This is a genomic window from Aestuariibacter salexigens DSM 15300 (assembly GCF_000429145.1).
GTDB lineage: Bacteria > Pseudomonadota > Gammaproteobacteria > Enterobacterales > Alteromonadaceae > Aestuariibacter > Aestuariibacter salexigens.
Genome location: NZ_AUBH01000006.1, coordinates 219,789 through 238,113, shown reverse-complemented (window position 1 = coordinate 238,113; position 18,325 = coordinate 219,789). Strand labels below are relative to the sequence as shown.

15 protein-coding genes are annotated in these 18,325 nt (G+C 48.0%); 5 read left to right on the top strand and 10 right to left on the bottom strand.

All coding sequences use genetic code 11. The annotated features are described in order from the left end of the window. Positions 1-15 precede the first annotated feature (15 nt). Complete coding sequence (hslV, locus tag G441_RS0111370) at positions 16-540, top strand: ATP-dependent protease subunit HslV (protein WP_026376464.1); 525 nt, start codon at positions 16-18, stop codon at positions 538-540. A gap of 55 nt (positions 541-595) precedes the next feature. Next, entirely contained in the window at positions 596-1,924 is a 1,329-nt protein-coding gene (gene hslU / locus G441_RS0111365; RefSeq protein WP_026376463.1) for an HslU--HslV peptidase ATPase subunit, read from the top strand. A 113-nt stretch (positions 1,925-2,037) separates the two neighbouring features. On the opposite strand, the gene G441_RS0111360 is transcribed toward hslU, so the two are convergent. From G441_RS0111360 to G441_RS18555, 7 genes are all read right to left on the bottom strand, one after another. Next, on the bottom strand, positions 2,038-2,952 hold the full coding sequence (locus tag G441_RS0111360; RefSeq protein ID WP_051275552.1) for an ATP-grasp domain-containing protein: 915 nt from the start codon (positions 2,950-2,952) through the stop codon (positions 2,038-2,040). A gap of 47 nt (positions 2,953-2,999) precedes the next feature. After that, positions 3,000-3,215 carry a hypothetical protein gene (locus G441_RS0111355; RefSeq protein ID WP_156896357.1) on the bottom strand — a complete coding sequence of 72 codons (216 nt, stop codon included), beginning with the start codon at positions 3,213-3,215 and terminating at the stop codon, positions 3,000-3,002. 179 nt (positions 3,216-3,394) lie between these two features. Further along, complete coding sequence (locus G441_RS0111350; protein ID WP_156896356.1) at positions 3,395-3,649, bottom strand: hypothetical protein; 255 nt, start codon at positions 3,647-3,649, stop codon at positions 3,395-3,397. A gap of 99 nt (positions 3,650-3,748) precedes the next feature. Further along, positions 3,749-3,967 (bottom strand): LuxR family transcriptional regulator, encoded by a 219-nt coding sequence (locus G441_RS0111345; RefSeq protein WP_026376459.1) that lies wholly within the window; start codon positions 3,965-3,967, stop codon positions 3,749-3,751. Then, a complete protein-coding gene (locus G441_RS18560) occupies positions 3,964-6,168 on the bottom strand; it encodes a peptidase domain-containing ABC transporter (RefSeq protein WP_051275551.1) in 2,205 nt (734 codons plus the stop codon). Before G441_RS18560 ends, G441_RS0111345 begins: the two co-directional genes overlap by 4 nt. Then, the gene (locus tag G441_RS0111335) at positions 6,165-7,421 is read right to left on the bottom strand and encodes an HlyD family secretion protein (protein WP_026376458.1); all 1,257 of its coding nucleotides are present in this window, start codon (positions 7,419-7,421) and stop codon (positions 6,165-6,167) included. Before G441_RS0111335 ends, G441_RS18560 begins: the two co-directional genes overlap by 4 nt. 486 nt (positions 7,422-7,907) lie before the next feature. Further along, positions 7,908-8,858, bottom strand: coding sequence for a DUF1835 domain-containing protein (locus G441_RS18555; protein ID WP_034474904.1), 951 nt, complete (start codon positions 8,856-8,858; stop codon positions 7,908-7,910). A gap of 122 nt (positions 8,859-8,980) precedes the next feature. Here G441_RS18555 and G441_RS0111325 point away from each other — a divergent pair, with 122 nt between their 5' ends. After that, positions 8,981-9,907, top strand: coding sequence for a hypothetical protein (locus G441_RS0111325; protein WP_026376457.1), 927 nt, complete (start codon positions 8,981-8,983; stop codon positions 9,905-9,907). Positions 9,908-9,935: 28 nt separating this feature from the next. Beyond that, positions 9,936-11,096 (top strand): iron-containing alcohol dehydrogenase, encoded by a 1,161-nt coding sequence (locus G441_RS0111320; RefSeq protein ID WP_026376456.1) that lies wholly within the window; start codon positions 9,936-9,938, stop codon positions 11,094-11,096. Between the two features lie 45 nt (positions 11,097-11,141). On the opposite strand, the gene G441_RS0111315 is transcribed toward G441_RS0111320, so the two are convergent. Next, complete coding sequence (locus tag G441_RS0111315) at positions 11,142-14,474, bottom strand: amidohydrolase family protein (RefSeq protein WP_026376455.1); 3,333 nt, start codon at positions 14,472-14,474, stop codon at positions 11,142-11,144. Between the two features lie 183 nt (positions 14,475-14,657). On the opposite strand from G441_RS0111315, the gene G441_RS0111310 reads away from it, so the two are divergent. Then, on the top strand, positions 14,658-16,064 hold the full coding sequence (locus G441_RS0111310; protein WP_156896355.1) for a hypothetical protein: 1,407 nt from the start codon (positions 14,658-14,660) through the stop codon (positions 16,062-16,064). 2 nt (positions 16,065-16,066) lie between these two features. Here the strand turns inward: G441_RS0111310 and G441_RS0111305 are convergent, their stop codons facing one another. Both G441_RS0111305 and G441_RS0111300 read right to left on the bottom strand, forming a co-directional pair. Then, entirely contained in the window at positions 16,067-17,614 is a 1,548-nt protein-coding gene (locus G441_RS0111305; RefSeq protein ID WP_026376453.1) for a DUF3369 domain-containing protein, read from the bottom strand. A gap of 82 nt (positions 17,615-17,696) precedes the next feature. After that, positions 17,697-18,320 (bottom strand): hypothetical protein, encoded by a 624-nt coding sequence (locus tag G441_RS0111300; protein WP_034474901.1) that lies wholly within the window; start codon positions 18,318-18,320, stop codon positions 17,697-17,699. Positions 18,321-18,325: the final 5 nt, after the last annotated feature.

Genomic DNA, 18,325 nt, shown 5'->3' with positions numbered 1-18,325 from the left:
GTTTAAGGAAATCAGGTGACTACAATTGTATCTGTGCGCCGCAATAATGAAGTGGTGATTGCCGGTGACGGCCAGGTTTCTCTGGGGAATACCGTAATGAAAGGCAATGCACGTAAAGTGCGTCGTCTCTATCATGACAAAGTGTTAGCAGGTTTCGCTGGCGGGACTGCCGATGCGTTCACTTTATTTGAACGGTTTGAATCTAAACTGGAAATGCATCAGGGGCATTTGACCCGTGCTGCCGTTGAATTGGCAAAAGACTGGCGTACCGACAGGATGCTGCGCAGGCTAGAGGCATTGCTGGCGGTAGCCGATGAAACTGCTTCGCTGATCATTACCGGCAATGGTGATGTGGTGCAGCCAGAAAACGATCTCATCGCGATAGGCTCTGGTGGGCCTTACGCCCAGGCTGCCGCAACCGCTTTACTCGAAAATACCGAGCTGTCGGCTCAGGATATTGCAGAAAAATCTCTAAAGATAGCGGGCGATATCTGTGTCTTCACTAACCACAGCCAGACTGTTGAAACCCTGAGTTATTGACATATTAAGCACGCATTGATGACACCATCAGTGTTTAGCAAATAGGAAAGCATTCATGTCAGAAATGACCCCAAGAGAGATAGTTCACGAGCTTGATCGCCATATAATTGGTCAGCAAAAGGCCAAACGAGCCGTATCCATAGCGTTGCGAAACCGCTGGCGACGTATGCAACTGGAAGCTGAGTTAAGACAGGAGGTCACGCCTAAAAATATCTTGATGATTGGTCCTACGGGCGTAGGGAAAACCGAAATAGCCCGTCGTTTGGCTAAACTGGCGAACGCTCCCTTCATTAAAGTAGAAGCGACCAAGTTTACCGAAGTGGGATATGTAGGTAAGGAAGTGGAAACCATCATCCGAGACCTGGCTGATATCGCAGTGAAAATGACCAAAGAACAAGAAATGGCGAAGGTCAGGTATCGCGCAGAAGAGGCAGCCGAAGAGCGTATTCTAGACGTATTATTGCCGCCGCCGGAGAATGTCTGGGGCGATAAGGAGAAAACCGAAGACAGGGGCACGCGTCAGGCATTTCGCAAGAAATTACGGGAAGGGCAGTTAGACGATAAAGAGATTGAAATCGATATCGCTCTTCCACAGGTGGGCGTAGAGATCATGGCGCCTCCTGGCATGGAGGAGATGACTAATCAATTGCAGGGTATGTTCCAGAATTTGTCTGGCACGCAGAAGAAAAAGAAAAAAATAAAAATCAAAGATGCATTCAAAATGCTGATAGAAGAAGAAGCTGCCAAACTGGTCAATCAGGAAGAGCTCAAGGAAAAGGCGCTCGAGGCGGTGGAACAGAATGGCATTGTCTTCATTGATGAAATCGACAAAATCTGCAAGCGCGAGGGCACTGGTACTGCAGATGTATCAAGAGAGGGGGTGCAGCGAGACTTGTTACCTCTCGTTGAAGGCTCCAGCGTGTCGACCAAGCATGGAATGGTAAAAACAGATCACATACTGTTCATCGCCTCAGGCGCATTCCAGATGAGCAAACCCTCCGATCTGATCCCTGAGTTGCAAGGTCGATTACCCATTCGCGTAGAACTCTCTGCTCTCAGTGTTGAAGACTTCGTACGTATTCTGACTGAACCTAACGCGTCACTGACAGAACAGTACATCGCATTGCTGCAGACTGAAGGCGTTAACGTCAGCTTTACCGAAGATGGTATTCGTCGCATCGCCGAGGCGGCCTGGCAGGTCAATGAACGAACCGAGAACATCGGCGCTCGTCGCTTGCACACGGTGATGGAAAGATTGATGGAAGATATCTCGTTTGATGCTTCTGAAAAGCACGGCGAGACATTCCAGATTGACGCTGAGTATGTCAATAAGCATCTTGAAATGCTGGTCGACAATGAAGATTTGAGCCGGTTTATCCTATAAAACGTCACTCAGTGATACCGGCAGGCGCGAAATGCCTGTCCGGTATCCAATCTTTTTTGGCGCCCCCGACTAGGCGCCCCCGACTAGGCGTCCCCAACTAGGCGTCCCCAACATCACTTTTTGCTGACCAACATATCCGTTAGCGCTTCAGTGATAGCGAAGCCGGTTTGTTGCTCAAAGAACATAAACATCGGACTTGGGTTAGCCTCCAGAAAAAACAGCGTGCCGTCGTGATCACGTCGCCAGTCGATGGCAGTCCAGCACATACCGAAACCACGGCTTATTCTTATTGCAAGCTCGGTTTCTCTCACAGACAGGCTAATAGGGCGTAAGACTGGATTTCTATCATCTCGAAAGTCGATAGTATCGGCAGCTATTTCAGCACTAAAAACATGCTGACCAATCACATAGGTGCGCACATTTGTGCCTGGAATAAATTGCTGCAATGTCACTGGTGACATTGCCAGAACAAGCTGCAAGCGTTGTGGATTTAATTGGTTAGGTTGCACTTCACGGGTAAGCGCACCTCCATAAACAGGTTTGTATATAACGTTTCCGACCTGCTCACAGAACGCCAGGATTTTTTCAATATTATTGCTGATCAGGGTGACGGGGATATTCGCTCCAAGGCGCTGCGCGTGAGCGAGCTGGCGGGGCTTCACTTTATGATACTGATAACTTTGCCAGGGGTTTACCCAGCGTATTGTCGGCTCCTGCAAAAATGTACGCAACGTACTGCAGACATCGTTTCTGGCGATACTTTGTTGCTCAGGTGTCATGCCACACGCTAGCTTGGCAGGATGCAAGCAGCTCCAGAACACGGAGCGAATCCCACTAAACGGAATATCGTCGCCGTCTATATGAACACTGCCTTCATTTAGGTGAGGTGACCAGCTAATCGCTGTCTGCGTGGGAAAATCAGCACTATCAAACAGTAAAACCGGGTGATTACGCGCGTCGCATGCGGATTTAATATGTAATGCATGTTGATCATTGTCAGGACCGAGAATGAGGCTTAAGGACATCATCTATTCCATGAACATCGGGCGGAGCAATCCGCCCTGTTATTTACCGATTACAAATCCGGGTCGGGAAATACCCCACCTTCTTCACCCACTGCCAGAGTGGTGTATATCGGAGGACGTATTGGTGTTGGCTCTGTAGGGACAGGTACTTCACTGCCCTGAGTAGAATTAAAGGTGCTGGTTACAATGGCACCACCACCAACGTGTTCGGTCATGTCCTGACTGAGTGCGATGAGGCCTGGCTGGTCTGAAAATGGATGTTCCATCATCATTCTCCTGTTTAACGTTGCGTACTATTTTTCAGGTAGCAGTCGCTGGCAGTATGCAGTACGCATAACTCCCCATTCCTTGATGCGCCCGCTCCCTGGGCGAGTGTCACTGTTACGCTGACACAGAATGAGTATAACGATGATTATCAGACTATGAACCGTACTAACGGCTAGTTTTACATTTTAAACGCGTTGCCATGGCGCATTTGATCGATAGCACCTTTACGATAGCAGGAGTATACGGATTCATAGAGCGTAAACATCCAGATTGCGTTAAACCCGATGCCTACGACCCAGTAGTTAGGGACCTGCTCGGTAACGATGAAGTAAAGCACACTGAACATCGTGCCTAAAATCAAAGAGGTAAATGTGCTGACCAGAAACATTTCCAGTGGAAAAGGTAAGCTGTTCCATTTTTGTATCAGATTCATACTGTCTTCCTTCTTTACTGTGATGGTATGCAAGGCTGAATAATTGCCCATTGTCGGGATATCATTGTCGGCCCGAAAGGACCGACGTGGACTTAATTGTCAAAGTGCTCCAGGCATGGCTTTAAACATTCTGGTTATCAGGCAACTTCGGTTTGGGATGTTGAGCTTTCGATAGATATTGGCACAGTGGAACTTTACCGTCCTTTCTGTGATAAATAGCTGATCTGCAATCAATTTATTGGGCAAACCCTGCATGATTTTTTGTACTACCTGCCACTCCCTGCGTGACAACGATTGAGGTGTAATTTCAGTCGTCATTTGGTCTTCTCCTTGGTTTGAAATAAGCGAGAGTCAGTTTGCTGGACTTGCATGGCTTGCTCTAACGAACAATCGTGCAAACCTGTCTCATCTAATCGCAATATGCGAGCTGCACTGCGAATGGTTTCCGGCCGATGCGCAATAATAATGCGCGTCATCGACAGATCCTGAATATGCTGGTTTATAAGGCGTTCACTACCACAGTCTAAATGGCTGGTTGCTTCATCTAAAAACAGGATTTTAGGTTGCCTGTAAAGCGCTCTCGCCAGCAGAATACGTTGTTTCTGGCCGCCGCTAAGGCTACTTCCTAACTCGCCGATGTAGGTTTGATATTGCATATTCATCTGCACAATGTCGTCATGAATACAGGCGAGACGAGCACACTCCACGACCCTGGATATATTTACTTGAGCATCGAAACAGGCGATGTTATCGGCGATACTACCTGACAGCAGGTTATCGTCCTGCATGACAGCCGCAATATGTTGTCGATAATGGTGTAGCCCGGTGAGTGGCATGCCATCAATCAACACTTCACCATGACAGGGACGTAGCAGTCCCATCATGCATTTCATCAATGTCGTTTTACCGCAGCCGCTTGTGCCAACTATAGCAACGGTCTGGCCGGCTGTAATTTCGACGTTAATATCACTGAAAACAGGCCGTTCCAGGTCTCCATAGCGATAGCTGAGCTGGCGAACAGTTAATGAGCCAGACCTTATTTGCGATGGTGCATCCGCAGGTGAATGCTGGTGGCTTGCTGCGTGGTGCGATTCTTTATGGCAAAACACAATGTCAGCCAGACGCTCAAACTGCACATCAAGCATACGAAACTCTATCCATTTTGTTATCAATCCGTCCATGGCACCCACAAATCTGGTTTTATACGCAATGAATGCGTACAGCATGCCAACTGACATAGCATTATCCATGACTGCCATCGCGGCAAAGTAAATAACGATAATATTCTCAATGCCAAACAACAGTTGATTGGCACCTTGAAAGCCAATATCCCAATGGGCCAGCCTGATGTCCTTGTTCATAGTACTGGCCAGCTTGTTTTGCCACTGTCCTTCCCGCTCACACTCCTTACTAAACAACTTAATGGTCTGCATGGCCCGGACGGATTCCATAAAATGAGACTGCTCGGTTGCGCTGGCGATAATCTTTTCCTCGGTCAGAAGCCTGACCGGTCTGTAAAGCGTGATACGCAATAGCGCATAAGCGATGACGACGGCAAGCACAATAAATGTCAGAGTCGCGCTGTAAATATACATTACAGTCAGTGTGATAAGCGCCATAATCCCATCAAGTAAGACCGCTACCATGCCGGTGGTCATCAGTTCACGGATCACATTTAGTGAAGCAAACCGGGAAACCACGTCTCCCATATGACGTTTTCCAAAATAATCCAGCGATAGCCGTACCAGATGAGCAAAGACGTTCGCGGACATTTGTAGATTGAGACGGCTGGAAAGGTGCAATAGAGCGAAGCGTCGCACCGCACTGGTACCCGCATCAATCAGCAGCAAAAAAACAAAACCTATTGCCAGTACCGCAAGGAGTTGCTGGTCGCTTCGCAGTAATACATCGTCAATTACTATCTGCATGTAATAGGGACTGATAATCGCAAACGCCTGTAACATCAGCGACAGCAATAAAATGAGTCCTAAAGCGCGCCGCAGGCCGATAATTTTGCTCCACAGATGGGTAAAGGACAGTGAGGTTTTTTCATCACCAGGCGAAAAATCTGACGTAGGCGTGACTTCAAGTGCTATACCCGTAAAGGCTTTGCTCACTTCATTAAAATGTAAGCGACGCTCCCCGATAGCGGGATCATGAATGACAATGGCCTTTGCACTCACCTTTTTAAGCACGACAAAGTGATTCATTTCCCAGTGCAGAATGCAGGGTGTTTGTAAATGTTTGAGGCTTTCCACATCAAGCTTTAATGCACGTCCCGACAGGGATAGTCTGCCCGCCGCATCCATTAGTTGCTTCAATGTGGTGCCCTGGGCAGAAATGGCAAATCGTCGCCGCAATCCTTGTAGATCGGTACGCCGACCATAAAAACTCGTGAGCATCGCCAGACAAGCCAGACCGCATTCATTCACCTCTGATTGCAAAATAACAGGTAGACGACGATGAATAGAAAAATGTAAAAGTTTTTCCGGGCGTGAAGTGAAACTAGCGGTAGTCATGAGAGTCTGCCCTTAACGCTGTATAAAGGCTCCAGTAACCATTCCAGCAGTGAACGGGTGCTGAGCTGAATATCTGCCGAAAACGTCATGCCCGAGCGCAGGGGCATATCCACACCATAGGCCTTGACATGAGCACTGCTGAGACTCGCTTTAACCAGATATACCGGTTCATTGATGGCAAAAGGCGCGCCATTCACTTCGCCCGGCAGTAATACCGTATCTGAGACAGAGACGACTTCGCCCTGATGTATACCAAATTTCTGATAGGGGTAGGCGTCATAGCGGATGTCCAGTGTCTGGCCTTTTGCTACAAAGCCCGCTGCCCGTACTGGAAGCAATAACGTTGCTTCAATGTGAGTGGTATCAGGAACCAACGTCAGTAGCGGCAAGTTTGCTTGAACAGTCTGCCCCAGGTTGGCCTGTAAGTTGGTAACGATACCTTCTCTGTCTGCCTTGATGATATAAGCACGTTGCCCATGCAATTGGGCTATCTGTTGTGCAATATCACTCAGCTTCTGGCCGATATCTCCGCGTTCATTTGCTTGATTAGTGGGTATGAGCTGCAAGGTGTTATAAAGTTGCTGGATACGGCTTTGTTGTTGAATTTCAGTTCGTTGTAAAGCCTGTATGTCTGAGTTCAATAGAAGTAGCTGGTCTTTGCTGACATCGATTTCTGTGACGGAAATATGCCCCTCTTTATGCATGTTAAGGTGTTTCTGAAAGCGCGACGTTACGATAGTCTTGCGCTCATACAAGGTTTTTAACTGCGCTTTTAATTCGGCTAATTCGGCGACTGCTGCATCATATTGTTGCTGGTAATCGCGTTGTTGTACTTTATGAGCAGAATCCAGTCTTTTCAGACGTTGCTGCAGCAAGACCTGTTGACTGGCATATTCATCCAACAGCAATTGTTCAAGACTGTCCCCGCCAGCAAGCATCCTGTCACCGTTAACGATCAACAGTGGCTGACCCGCAGACACTTTGTCACCCTCGCTAACCAGTATCTGTTTGATTTTTCCAGCATTGCCCTGCGCAAAAACCCGAAGTACGCCTTGAGTCGGCTCTAACCAACCCGTCACAGTGGCCTGATGCGTATAACTGCCCTTGCCGAGGAAAACGGCAAAGGTAATGAGCCACACACATAATACGGCGGCAATGATCAAAGATATTCCTTTGGGCAATACCAATACCTCACCATGCAATCGCTCGTGCTGATGCTCAACAGCGGCCTGTCTGAATAATATCGAGCGCATGGTTTTACCATCCTATCCGTTTGTCTGTGCACTGTAGTTGATACAGCAATCCGTCCGTGGATTTTGGCTTTCCCTAGTGCATCCTGTGTTTCGGTTGACCCCTAGCCGTGTTGCATCAATCCCTGACGCGGCGACCGTTGTTGGTCCGCCTAACCGATCCATCTCGTTGCATGACTTCCGTTTACTATTTCCGACATTCCTGACGTCTTCCATGTCCGTTACCGAAATGCGAACGCTCAGGTTCAGCTTTTCGGTGGGCATCCATGGCATCCCATTCCATGACGCCTCCTTTGCCCTTTTGCTGTATTAATTACGCAGCTGTAGAACTGTCGATGAGTAGCGTTCCTTGCTACACGCTAATCAAGATAGAAGAGAGGTAAATGTTACTGCATGCGAATTTGGGTCAGCCCTTTGCAAAACTGAGACATTAGGCTGCAACGCTTGCGGGACGCGAGGCGTACGCTGTCCCACAAATGGGACAGCGACTTATAAATTTGCTTTAGTTGACGAAAGAGTGGCTCGTACCGGATCCCAAAAATAACGATTGCCGGAAGGCTCGGAAATACAATAACCACCCAACCAGTGAGGTTGGCTGTAGGCGCGATCCCAGAACAGCTGCCCCTTAGCAACCTGCTTACCAAGCTGAGTGAGTTCAATGCCATCTGGACTTTCACAACATACCGCTGGCGCATCCTGCATCAATTGCTGCAGGTACCAGAAAAACCCGCTATCACCGTGAAACACATGTTCCTCTTTTGCTGAATAGGCCCGGAGCAAACGGCCTCTGGGCAATGCACACGGCAATAAGGACTCAATAATCATAGACTCAGTGGCATTCAGGCCATTAGTCGTAAATGGCAATTCCTGAAGAGATCGTAAAATTGCATCATGCAAAAAAGGCAGTGTTTGCGTGTCCTGATGGAGTAAAGCATGCCATTGTTCAGGAGAGGTGTGGCCAAACGCCTGCCATGCGCGACGAGCAAGCTGTAATTGCACAAAGGTGACCCTTGTTCTTTGTTGCCAAAGCGCCGGCACTTCCTCTGGCGTGTGATAATTCAGGTGTTTATCCGTGTTGATAAGCCACAGTTCAGGGAGGTCTTGCGATATCGCTAATTGTTGGCAGTGATCGAGGAGCTGTAACAGTTGTAACTGATCGTAAAGATCGTGCTCAAACCACAGGATGATCTGATCAAAACCACTGGCTTGCTTCACTACCATATCTCTTTGTTTGAAATCGCCAGCGACTTTGTTCGGCTCAAGTCCGAAAACATGCGAGATATATTGCGCGCGCTGTGCTGACAACTCAGTAAGCGATAGTTGTGTGTTGACTGGCCCCATATGCAACACATCTCGCCACGGTAAAAACTGACCCTCGATACCGCCCGCGAGCAGCAGTTCGATAGCGGCGTCACCATTTGTTATATGCAGTGTTTTCATTGAAAATGTTTCTTGGATTGATGAGTGGCCGATGCCCAATTGTATTTATTGCATCCTCGCTTGTTATAACATGAGTTTGGACTAAGACACTTAACAATTAAAAAAGGGCTTCCAGATTCATTATGGTTAGGTTTGTATTGCATACCATCATTGTTGTCATAGGGCTGGCTGCACTTACGCTTGTATCACTACGCTATCTATATTCTGAGAGGGACCAGTCGCTAAATAAAAGTCATCATTCTGGTCATCCGCCGGTTGGCGATCGACAAAAACCAACATCGTCAGATAGCAAAGTGTATGTGAATACCAGGAATAATGTGGCGACGAGTGAATTTTCTAATGAGTCTTATGAAGACTTATTTGAGGAAGCGAATCTCAATCCTCAGAATTACAATTCTTTTCAATTAAATGCTCTGGATAAAGCAAAGCGTGGGGCAAGACTGTCCGATAGAGAACTATCGGATTTATTATCCTTTTTGGTAGATCGCGAGTTTCATCGCGCTCAATGCCTGCATCCAAATAGCGAGTTCAGGAATACAGAAGCTTATGATGTTATCAGCAATCGAAATTACAGTATCGAGCACTGGAAGATTATGTCAAAACAGACAGACCCTACTGTAAAAATTCCCGCGTTACTGATGTTGGCAAATTTGTTTCGAAAAGCGAATTGGTTGGAGGAATATGAAAATGTCATTATTGCGGCACTGCCGTATTTGGAGAAAAAGAGCCAGTACGTTTTGCTAAGTCGTCTGGCAAAAACATTAAGTCGTCACGCTCGATTTAGAGATGCAGACGAATTAAAAAGCAGACTCACACCGTACTTATTTATTTTGATGAGAGACTATGACGATCTCGATAAAGAAATAGTCGAACAACGAGTTTTACTCAGCGAAGCCGACCAGACTAAAATGCTTTCAGGTGTTGAAGCATTACAACATGCACTGGTTGACCGCTCTTGGCAAGAAGAAGGGGATAAACTTATCTCAGTCATTCCTGTTAAGCGGCCTAAAACTGAGCAGCAGGCGTACTGTGAATCTCTGGACTATTAATTCTAAAAAATGTGAATGTGGGAATACTATGCCAGCAGACATATATGTACCGTCGATGATGAAGATTGGCGGCGGGTCAATACAGCAATTGCCTCAGATCCTCTCCGAGTTGGGGGTAATACGCCCTTTTATTATTGCCGATCCCATTATGGCTGAATTAGGTGTTACCGATAAGTTAAAGACAATGATGGCAGAGCAGCAGATTCATGCAGACGTGTTTTCAAACGTCATGCCTGAGCCGGATGACAGATCAATTATCGGCGCTGTTGAGCAGGTTACACGTGCGAATGCAGACTGCCTGATTGCGATTGGCGGCGGCAGCGCCATTGATAGTGCAAAAGCGATTGCACTACTGGCGAGTCACGGTGGTCACATTCGTGACTACAAGGTGCCGTATGTTATCCATCAGCAAAGCATGCCCCTTATTGCTATTCCGACAACCGCAGGAACCGGGTCGGAGTGCACCCGTGTTACGGTGATAAGCGACAGTGAGTCGGCGGAAAAAATGCTTTGCATGGGCCCTGGACTGATGCCCAAAGTTGCTATCATAGATTATGAGCTGACCCTTACCGTGCCGTTTCGTGTAGCAGCCGATACCGGCATCGACGCATTAACTCATGCCATTGAGGCATGGGTAAGTAAAAAGGCTAATCCGTATAGTGACCAGCAGGCTATTGCAGCGATGCGCATGATCTCCGCAAACCTGATTGATGCCTGTACTGACGCGGATAATCGCGCCGCAAAAGAAGCCATGATGCTCGGTGCAAGTCTGGCCGGTATTGCGTTTTCGAATGCCTCGGTGGCGCTGGTACATGGTATGAGTCGACCTCTGGGGGTCCATTTCCATGTCCCGCATGGTATGAGTAACGCCATGTTGCTGCCAGCGATAACTGAGTTTTCACTGGCGGGTGCATCGCAACGATACGCGGATTGCGCCCGACATATGGGACTGGCAAACGTGGATGACGATGATGCCAGCTGTCATGCCGCGCTGGTTACGTTTCTTAAAAAGGTGAACGACACTTTGCACGTGCCATCAATGTCTGAGTTTGGCATCGCTAAGGGTGAATACGATGATAAGTTGGCACTGATGGCTAAGCAGGCACTGGCATCTGGCTCACCAGCTAATAATCCTCTGGTGCCGGATGAGAACGCCATGATAGAACTGTACAAGCAGGTTTACCGCTAGATAAAGAAAAGGCGGCTCGAAAGCCGCCTCATGTTTTTACATTGATTAATGTACCCAGTGGTGACGTTTCGCTTTTGCGTCTACCGCCATCTGTGTGGCCGCAGGCATAAATGCCTGGTTGCGTGCCTCAAAGAAGAACGGCTTGCGCTCGCGTCCGCCTACCTCATTCATTGTTGCAGCATCATATACACGACCATTAAGTACGGTATAAGTGACGTATTCACTGCGGCTTAAATCACTCAGCACATCCCCATCAATGACGACCAGATCGGCCAGTTTGCCGGTTTCTATGCTGCCGATATCAGCATCCATTCCCAGGTGTCTGGCGCCATCAATAGTGCCACCGCGAAGCGCTTCCCAAGGCGTGAATCCACCCTGATGCATAATATCCAGCTCCCAGTGCGCAGCCAGACCTTCGCGTTGGCCGTGCGCACCAATGTGCACGCCCACACCGCGATTACGCAGTTCTTTGGCATATTCTGCGACGGCTACGTGATTGTATTGATTGTCAGGTGCCGTGGGGCGACGAATAGAACGACGGTCGACAATGTAGTACGGCGTGTAGCGCATCAGACGCTCGTTTTTCCACACTTCTCTACGGTCATAGAAGTATTCTTCGCCCATCATACCGCCGTAAGAGACCACAAATGTTGGTGTGTAACCGAATTTTGTGGCACCCCACAACGCGCTTAGGTCATCATAACCGCGCGCGATTGGAAGTGCGTGCTCGAGACCGGTATGACCGTCAACTAGCATAGAAATATTCTGCTGGAACTTACCCCCACCCTCGGGGACGACCATCATTCCTAACTCGCGGGCCGCTTTAAGAATTTGCTGGCGCTGATCGCGACGTGGCTGGTTGTAGCTTTTCACCGAGATTGCACCGACGTCTTTCAAACGTCTGACGTGGAAATACGCATCCTCATAGTTATTAACGATGGCTTTATATCCAAGTGCTTCTGCGCCATACAGAATCGTACCGGTTGAATAGATACGAGGAGCAACAATCTTGCCTGCCTTTTGCAGCTCTGCAGCGGCAAAAATTTCGGTCGTGTCGTTGGAAGGATCGTGGATCGTTGTCACGCCAAACGCAACGTTAGAGTACTGGCTCCAATTCTGTTGTGGGATCAGTTCTTCACGACCTTGCGCACCGTGAGCATGGGTGTCAATAAGACCCGGGATAACGGTTTTGCCCGATGTATCAATTACCATCGCATTATCGGGAACACTGACCTCATCAGCACTGCCTACCGCCACGATGCGGTTGCCATCGATAACGACTACGCCATTGTCGATAACTTCCTGCACATTGTCAGCGTCGCGCATGGTGACGACATTACCACCAACCAATGCTTTGACGCCTTCAGGTTTATCGGTTGTCTGCTTGAACGACAGGTTCAGGCCTTCTTCGACGGGCTCAGGCATATCCTCAGCGGCACCAGCAACAAAATCAAAGGCTTGATTCAGGCTGCGCTCAAAGAAGTAAGGACCGTGGAACCAGCCAACAGTCTGACTGTCTGCTGACCAGGTTAAGTATTCGCCCGCACGCTTGGATAATTGCTTAACCGGCAGTGAGGTCATTTTGGGCCCCAGATTCAGTTTTTGGCCATTGTCAGCAAACGGTGCAACAAACGCATTGTATTGGTGTACAAACGCAACCCATTGACCGTCAGGTGACAGGCGGTACTCGCGTACCATATCTCCGCCATACAGGTGTACGCGTTTATCATCACCCTGCAGATTCACACTCACCAGCTGTGTTTCAGGGTAGTCTGTGCCGGGGACGGACTCGGTGATATAGACACGCTCGCTGTTGCCCGCAAAATGAGGCTCACGTCCTGATGTGGCAATGCGTGTGTTGGTTTCTTCCTCCAGATCATGGAGATAAATGCCGGGTTCAACCGAATTACGAGAATCCAGCAGGTAACCGCCAGTGAAACGACGGTATGTGATCATATTGTCATCTGTTGAGAAACTGGGCTCGACATAATGGCCGGCTACATCAGTAATGACTTCTCCGCGACCACCCCTTGCAGATACGACACGAACGCTGCCAAGCTCCTGATCGTGCCAGGTGGTATAGACAATCTTTTTACCATCGTGCGAATAACGAGGATAGTATTCGTCATGGTCGTTCTGCTTGGTCAGGCGTTTGGTTTTGCCTGATTTGATATCCCGCACGTAGAGTTTGCCCAGCGCCTGGAATAATACAGACTTACCATCCGGTGACTTTTGCGCCCAGCGCACCATTTTGATATCAAATTCATCTGGCGCCACATCAACATTAAAACGAACAGCATCTGCGTATTGCAGTTCTGTGTTCACTGACACATTCAAGGTTGCCAGTGTCTGGTCTTCTACATTGAGTTTATGGAACTTGCCAGCTGTCCAGAACATGATGTGCTCTGAATCTGGCGTCCAGTCAAAGTAAGAGAAGTAACCCTCTGTACCAAAGCCTTCCTGCATATCACGTTCAAGGCCCATAAATAGTGGCGCTTCTTCTCCGCTCTGGACATCTTTTACCCATAACGTCGTTTTATCTTTGATACGTCGAATGAAAGCAACATGCTTGCCATCTGGAGACGGAGTAGGCACGACGGCACCGCCGGTGCCACTGATATAACGCTCTTCTTCACCCGTTTCACGATTGTAGCGAGTGATAGCGAAAATACCCTGTAATGGATCGCGGTTATATTCAAATCCGGCGCCCGGCACCGTATTTTGTGTCCAGTACAGGTATTTGCCGTCTGGCGAAAATGCTGGATCGGCAATGTTGTTCTGTTCACGGTTGCCACTCGGACGGGCTTTGATTTTCATGCCGTCACCACCGCTCTGGTGATACAACCAGATTTCGCCAGCCGGAATACTGCGGCTGGACATGATCCCCTTCATTGCCACAATGTACTGGCCATCCGGGCTCCACTTCGGTGCGTGGATCAGGTTTTTCTTTTCTTTGGTCACCTGACGCAGATTACCGCCATCAATATCCATGACCCAGATATTCGATAAACCGTCACGGTCTGAGATAAACGCAACCTTTTTGCCATCCGGACTGACTGTGGGGTGCAGGTCCCAGGCAAAGTCATTGGTCAGAGACCTGGCTTCACCACCGTCGATGCCGGCAATGTAGATGTTACCCAGCATATCAAAAACAAAATGCTTTCCATCTGGGGTAATGTCCAGACTGGACCAGGTGGTTTCGTCAGTATTTATGGATACAGAGTTAAGCTCGAAAGGTGGATTTAGTACATCCCAGTCTTCATAGCTGGAAGTTGCTGCTGCGCCATCTGAGGTTTCTGTCTCTGCAAATGTGAGACCTGAGTTTACAGACAACGCCAGGCCAAGCGCGAGGGCTGCTCGCGTGAGGGTATTTTTCATAGTGTTTCCCGGGAATTCAGTATCGTTATTGTTGTCACTGAATGACTGTCGTTATTTATGACGCATCAGTTTACGCCATGTAAATTACTATACGCCAATTCACCCTGGGTTTGTTCACAAAACTTTTACAGGCATCTGCATTGCTGTATGTTTTGCTTTACTTTGTAAAAGCGATGAACCCTTATGTCGACAGGAAGTACCCACCACAGGTTTTGGATTGCCGCCCTATTGCTGAGCGTTTCTAGCACGCTAAGTGCTGTGGAGTTTCTTGACTATTATCCGCGCTGTGACTATCGCGTTATCGATTCTGTGAACGTCAAGCGTAAGATGCTGATGGAGAATGCCAAACTAACCGAAGAGCAGCGGAATATTGCCCGAGAAAAGGTGCTGGAGGCCATTCGCAACATGGCCAATGAACGCGCCGCGCAAGGCATTATCCTTACCGCGAGCCGCATTATCTCACCATCACAAAACGCCAATAGCCGTATCGGACCAGATGCATTCTTTTATGAGATGGATGCGCAATTAATCACCCTATGCGATGAAAACGAAGAATTAGATCTTGTTGCTGCTCCCGTAACAGCGAGCGGTGGAAAGGCCGTATCTTTGGGTAAGATAGGTTTGGCCTTTGAGATTGAGTTAACTCTGCCGGAGAAAGCACGGTTTGACTATCCTGACATCGATTCGGCAGAGCTTATTTCTACAACTGACATTGCTGGCGTACACTTCGGCGATACACCAAAGCAGGTTAAAGCGAAGCTTGGGCAACCGAGCGTTGAACTTGCATTGTCAGCGAAAGAGGGATTACTCGGGTTTGGCCGTTCTTTATGGTTATTGTTTCAAGACAGTCGGCTGGTTGAAATTGCCAGTCAGAATAGATGGCTGAGCACCGAGTTTGTTAACCTGTTGAATTTTGATCAACGCTTTGACGAGCATCCCTGGACCGTCGAAGGTCAGCGCCTATACGATGCACCAGTCGAGCAACTTGCCGCACATCTGTCCATTCCCTTCGAGCAGGGCCAACAGAGATTACAAAGAAGCGTTGGACAAGCTCAGTTATATCTTGATGTTGAATACTTTCTTGATCACAGCGGTGGCGACGCTAATGGCATTGTTAAATCATTCTCCATTCAGCATGCTTCTCTAGAGTCAACACTGACGTCGTTTACCAAAACCGTCACGCCGGATTTTTTTGGTTTGTTGTATGAGTTAGTCATACGTCATGAACAAGGACTGCCGTTGACGCCGGAGGATATTAAAACCGCACCCATCGGCCAGTATTTTACTGAGCCTGGCAAGCGTCACTGGATTTATCCGAATCACGTGATCATTGAAGCCGATACATACGCGATCTCGCATGTTCGCTTATTGTCATCAATTTACACAAGTAGCCAGAATCATGTTGGTTGGCGATGGGGAGAGCTAAAACAGGGGATGGCATTGGATAATGTGCGGCCATTACTGCCAGACAATCATTTTGAGCTGTTTGATGAAATTGAGGTGAACGGCGCACATTACTTACAGAAGTTATTCTTTTATGAAGAAAAGGGTGACACCTTACTCAGTTCATCTACTATCCAACTTTTTTAAAGTTAAGAGTGTGGCTTTTCATTCTCCGGGTCGGGGAAGGCCTTTCGAATCGCGACAAACTGGTCAATATTTTGTAAAAGGAGATCGACAAGTTTGGGGTCGAAATGTTTTCCTCTCTCCATCTCAAATAACTCAACAATACTATCCAGCGACCAGGGTTCCTTGTAGCAACGGCGACTTCCCAATGCATCAAACACGTCTGCCACGGCGGAGATGCGTCCTGCAATGTCAATTTGTTCGCCTGCCAGACCGCGCGGGTAACCTGTCCCGTCCCATCTTTCGTGATGCTCCCTTGCAATCACCGCACCCACATTAAGAATAGGATTATCTGATTTTTTCAGCATGTCGTAGCCGATGTTGGCATGCGTTTGCATAATCTGCGCCTCACGCTGATCGTGACGACCGGGCTTATTCAAAATGAGGTCGGGTATCCCCACTTTGCCAACGTCGTGTAGCGGTGAAGCCAGCTTGATCATTTCAGCTTGCTGCTCTGACAAGCCGTAAAGTTTGGCGAGTAAGTAGCTGTAATGAGCAACCCGTTTAACATGGCTACCGGTTTCCTTGGACCGCATTTCGACTGCTTCACCTATCACATAGGACAGTTCTTTTTGCGATTCTCTGATCACTTCACGTAATTTCAGATTCTCGTGAGCAACCGCAATATTATGTGCGAAAAAGTCCAGTAAGTGGTGCTGCAGAGGGTCAAGATCTTTATCTCTGGCGACGTACAGCAAATTTTCATTGCCACGTTTGGTAGTGAAGTAACCGATAAAATAATCGCTCTCATGAATCGATTCCCTGCGGTCTAGCGCATCCTGTAAACGCTGATCAACGCGGTTACAAATTGGTGAGCTGTTTTCTGAATCGATATTACTGGCAAGAACATTCACTGTAGCGCGACTGGATGTAGCTTCCCGAGCGGCTGCGCAACAAATGACGTCACTGGTTTCGATGCCGAGTACCACCACAATTTGTTTGAGGATGGCTGATGCAAACTGAGGCAATGTATCGCACTCGATAAATTCTGTGGTGGCGGCGATGATTTTTTCCAGGCCGGCACGATGTCGCTCTATGGTCAGAATATCCCTGTATCCACGCAGCGCCGAATAAACAACGGTTTTGAGTCTTAGCGCGGTAAGCTCGGTTTTATTTTTATAATCATTGATATCGTAATCATGGATAACCCGCTCCTCAGGCGCCTCACCAGGTTGTCCGGTTCGCAACACCAATCGAACTTTATGGTTGTCCAGTTCCTGACGAACCCATTGCACAAATTCAAGGCCAGCATGAGAGGTTTCCATGACAACATCGACAAAAGCGACGGCAATATCATCACCAATTTCGCTGAGCATGATTTTTTTCGCCTCAGCAGCCGAGTGGGCGCTTATCAGTTCGAGAGAGCGATTATCAAAGCGGAAATCACTTAAGACCAGGCGGGTGATGTTGTGGACTTCTTCTTCATCATCGACGATTAGAATGCGCCATTTGGCTTTTTCCTCTTCGACCTCTTCAATCTCGTCATCTTCAGCAAACAGGAAATCACTACTCATCGATATTTACTCACGACATATCACTAACACTAACTATAGACCGTTCAATCTATTAACGTGTCCATTTCGTTAATCAAACGTTTCAATTTGCTTGTTTATACAGGCTTCGCAACATGTGACCGCGTTCAGTATTGTGAAAAACCAACCAAATGGGCTGTTGTGGCAACACCGGGAAGGCGCTGAGTTTGTCTCTCATGCCCTCAGGGACGTTATGTTCATAGTCGAGGATGATTGAAATCTTGCCTACTGACAGCAACCTGTAAGCAAGCTGTGAATCCTCGTAGTCAAAATGGCCTTTATAGTCTGGAATGAGATGCTCAAATGAGTAACCTCTGCGCCAGGCAATCATAGTACCGTTAAGATTCCTTAACTCGATGAATTGAACGCCGTTTTTAAGAAAATAAGCAAATAGCTCATTTTCAATATCAAGTGGAGCATCGGGGTATAACTCTTGCGGGTAATCATCGCGATACGCACCAATCAGTATGTCAGCTCGGCCAGATTCGAATAGCCGCCTGGCCCTGGCAAACTCGCCAACATCCCATTTTATCTTTACGTTTTCAGGAAACGATTCGCGTATTTGGGTCAGATAAATACCGGTGCCGTCTGGATTAATATAATCTGGCCAGTGAGCACCCGCTACCACAATATTAGTTTCCTGAGCGGCAGCCGAAAATAAATTGGTGATGACCCATAATAAGGCCACACACC

Coding starts and splice junctions, on each gene's coding strand:
- G441_RS0111355 (WP_156896357.1), bottom strand. CDS start 3,215: ATGGAACATCCATTTTCAGACCAGCCAGGCCTCATCGCACTCAGTCAG.
- G441_RS18560 (WP_051275551.1), bottom strand. CDS start 6,168: ATGACTACCGCTAGTTTCACTTCACGCCCGGAAAAACTTTTACATTTT.
- hslU (WP_026376463.1), top strand. CDS start 596: ATGTCAGAAATGACCCCAAGAGAGATAGTTCACGAGCTTGATCGCCAT.
- G441_RS0111345 (WP_026376459.1), bottom strand. CDS start 3,967: ATGACGACTGAAATTACACCTCAATCGTTGTCACGCAGGGAGTGGCAG.
- G441_RS0111315 (WP_026376455.1), bottom strand. CDS start 14,474: ATGAAAAATACCCTCACGCGAGCAGCCCTCGCGCTTGGCCTGGCGTTG.
- G441_RS0111320 (WP_026376456.1), top strand. CDS start 9,936: ATGCCAGCAGACATATATGTACCGTCGATGATGAAGATTGGCGGCGGG.
- G441_RS0111335 (WP_026376458.1), bottom strand. CDS start 7,421: ATGCGCTCGATATTATTCAGACAGGCCGCTGTTGAGCATCAGCACGAG.
- G441_RS0111350 (WP_156896356.1), bottom strand. CDS start 3,649: ATGAATCTGATACAAAAATGGAACAGCTTACCTTTTCCACTGGAAATG.
- G441_RS0111310 (WP_156896355.1), top strand. CDS start 14,658: ATGTCGACAGGAAGTACCCACCACAGGTTTTGGATTGCCGCCCTATTG.
- G441_RS18555 (WP_034474904.1), bottom strand. CDS start 8,858: ATGAAAACACTGCATATAACAAATGGTGACGCCGCTATCGAACTGCTG.
- G441_RS0111360 (WP_051275552.1), bottom strand. CDS start 2,952: ATGATGTCCTTAAGCCTCATTCTCGGTCCTGACAATGATCAACATGCA.
- G441_RS0111305 (WP_026376453.1), bottom strand. CDS start 17,614: ATGAGTAGTGATTTCCTGTTTGCTGAAGATGACGAGATTGAAGAGGTC.
- G441_RS0111325 (WP_026376457.1), top strand. CDS start 8,981: ATGGTTAGGTTTGTATTGCATACCATCATTGTTGTCATAGGGCTGGCT.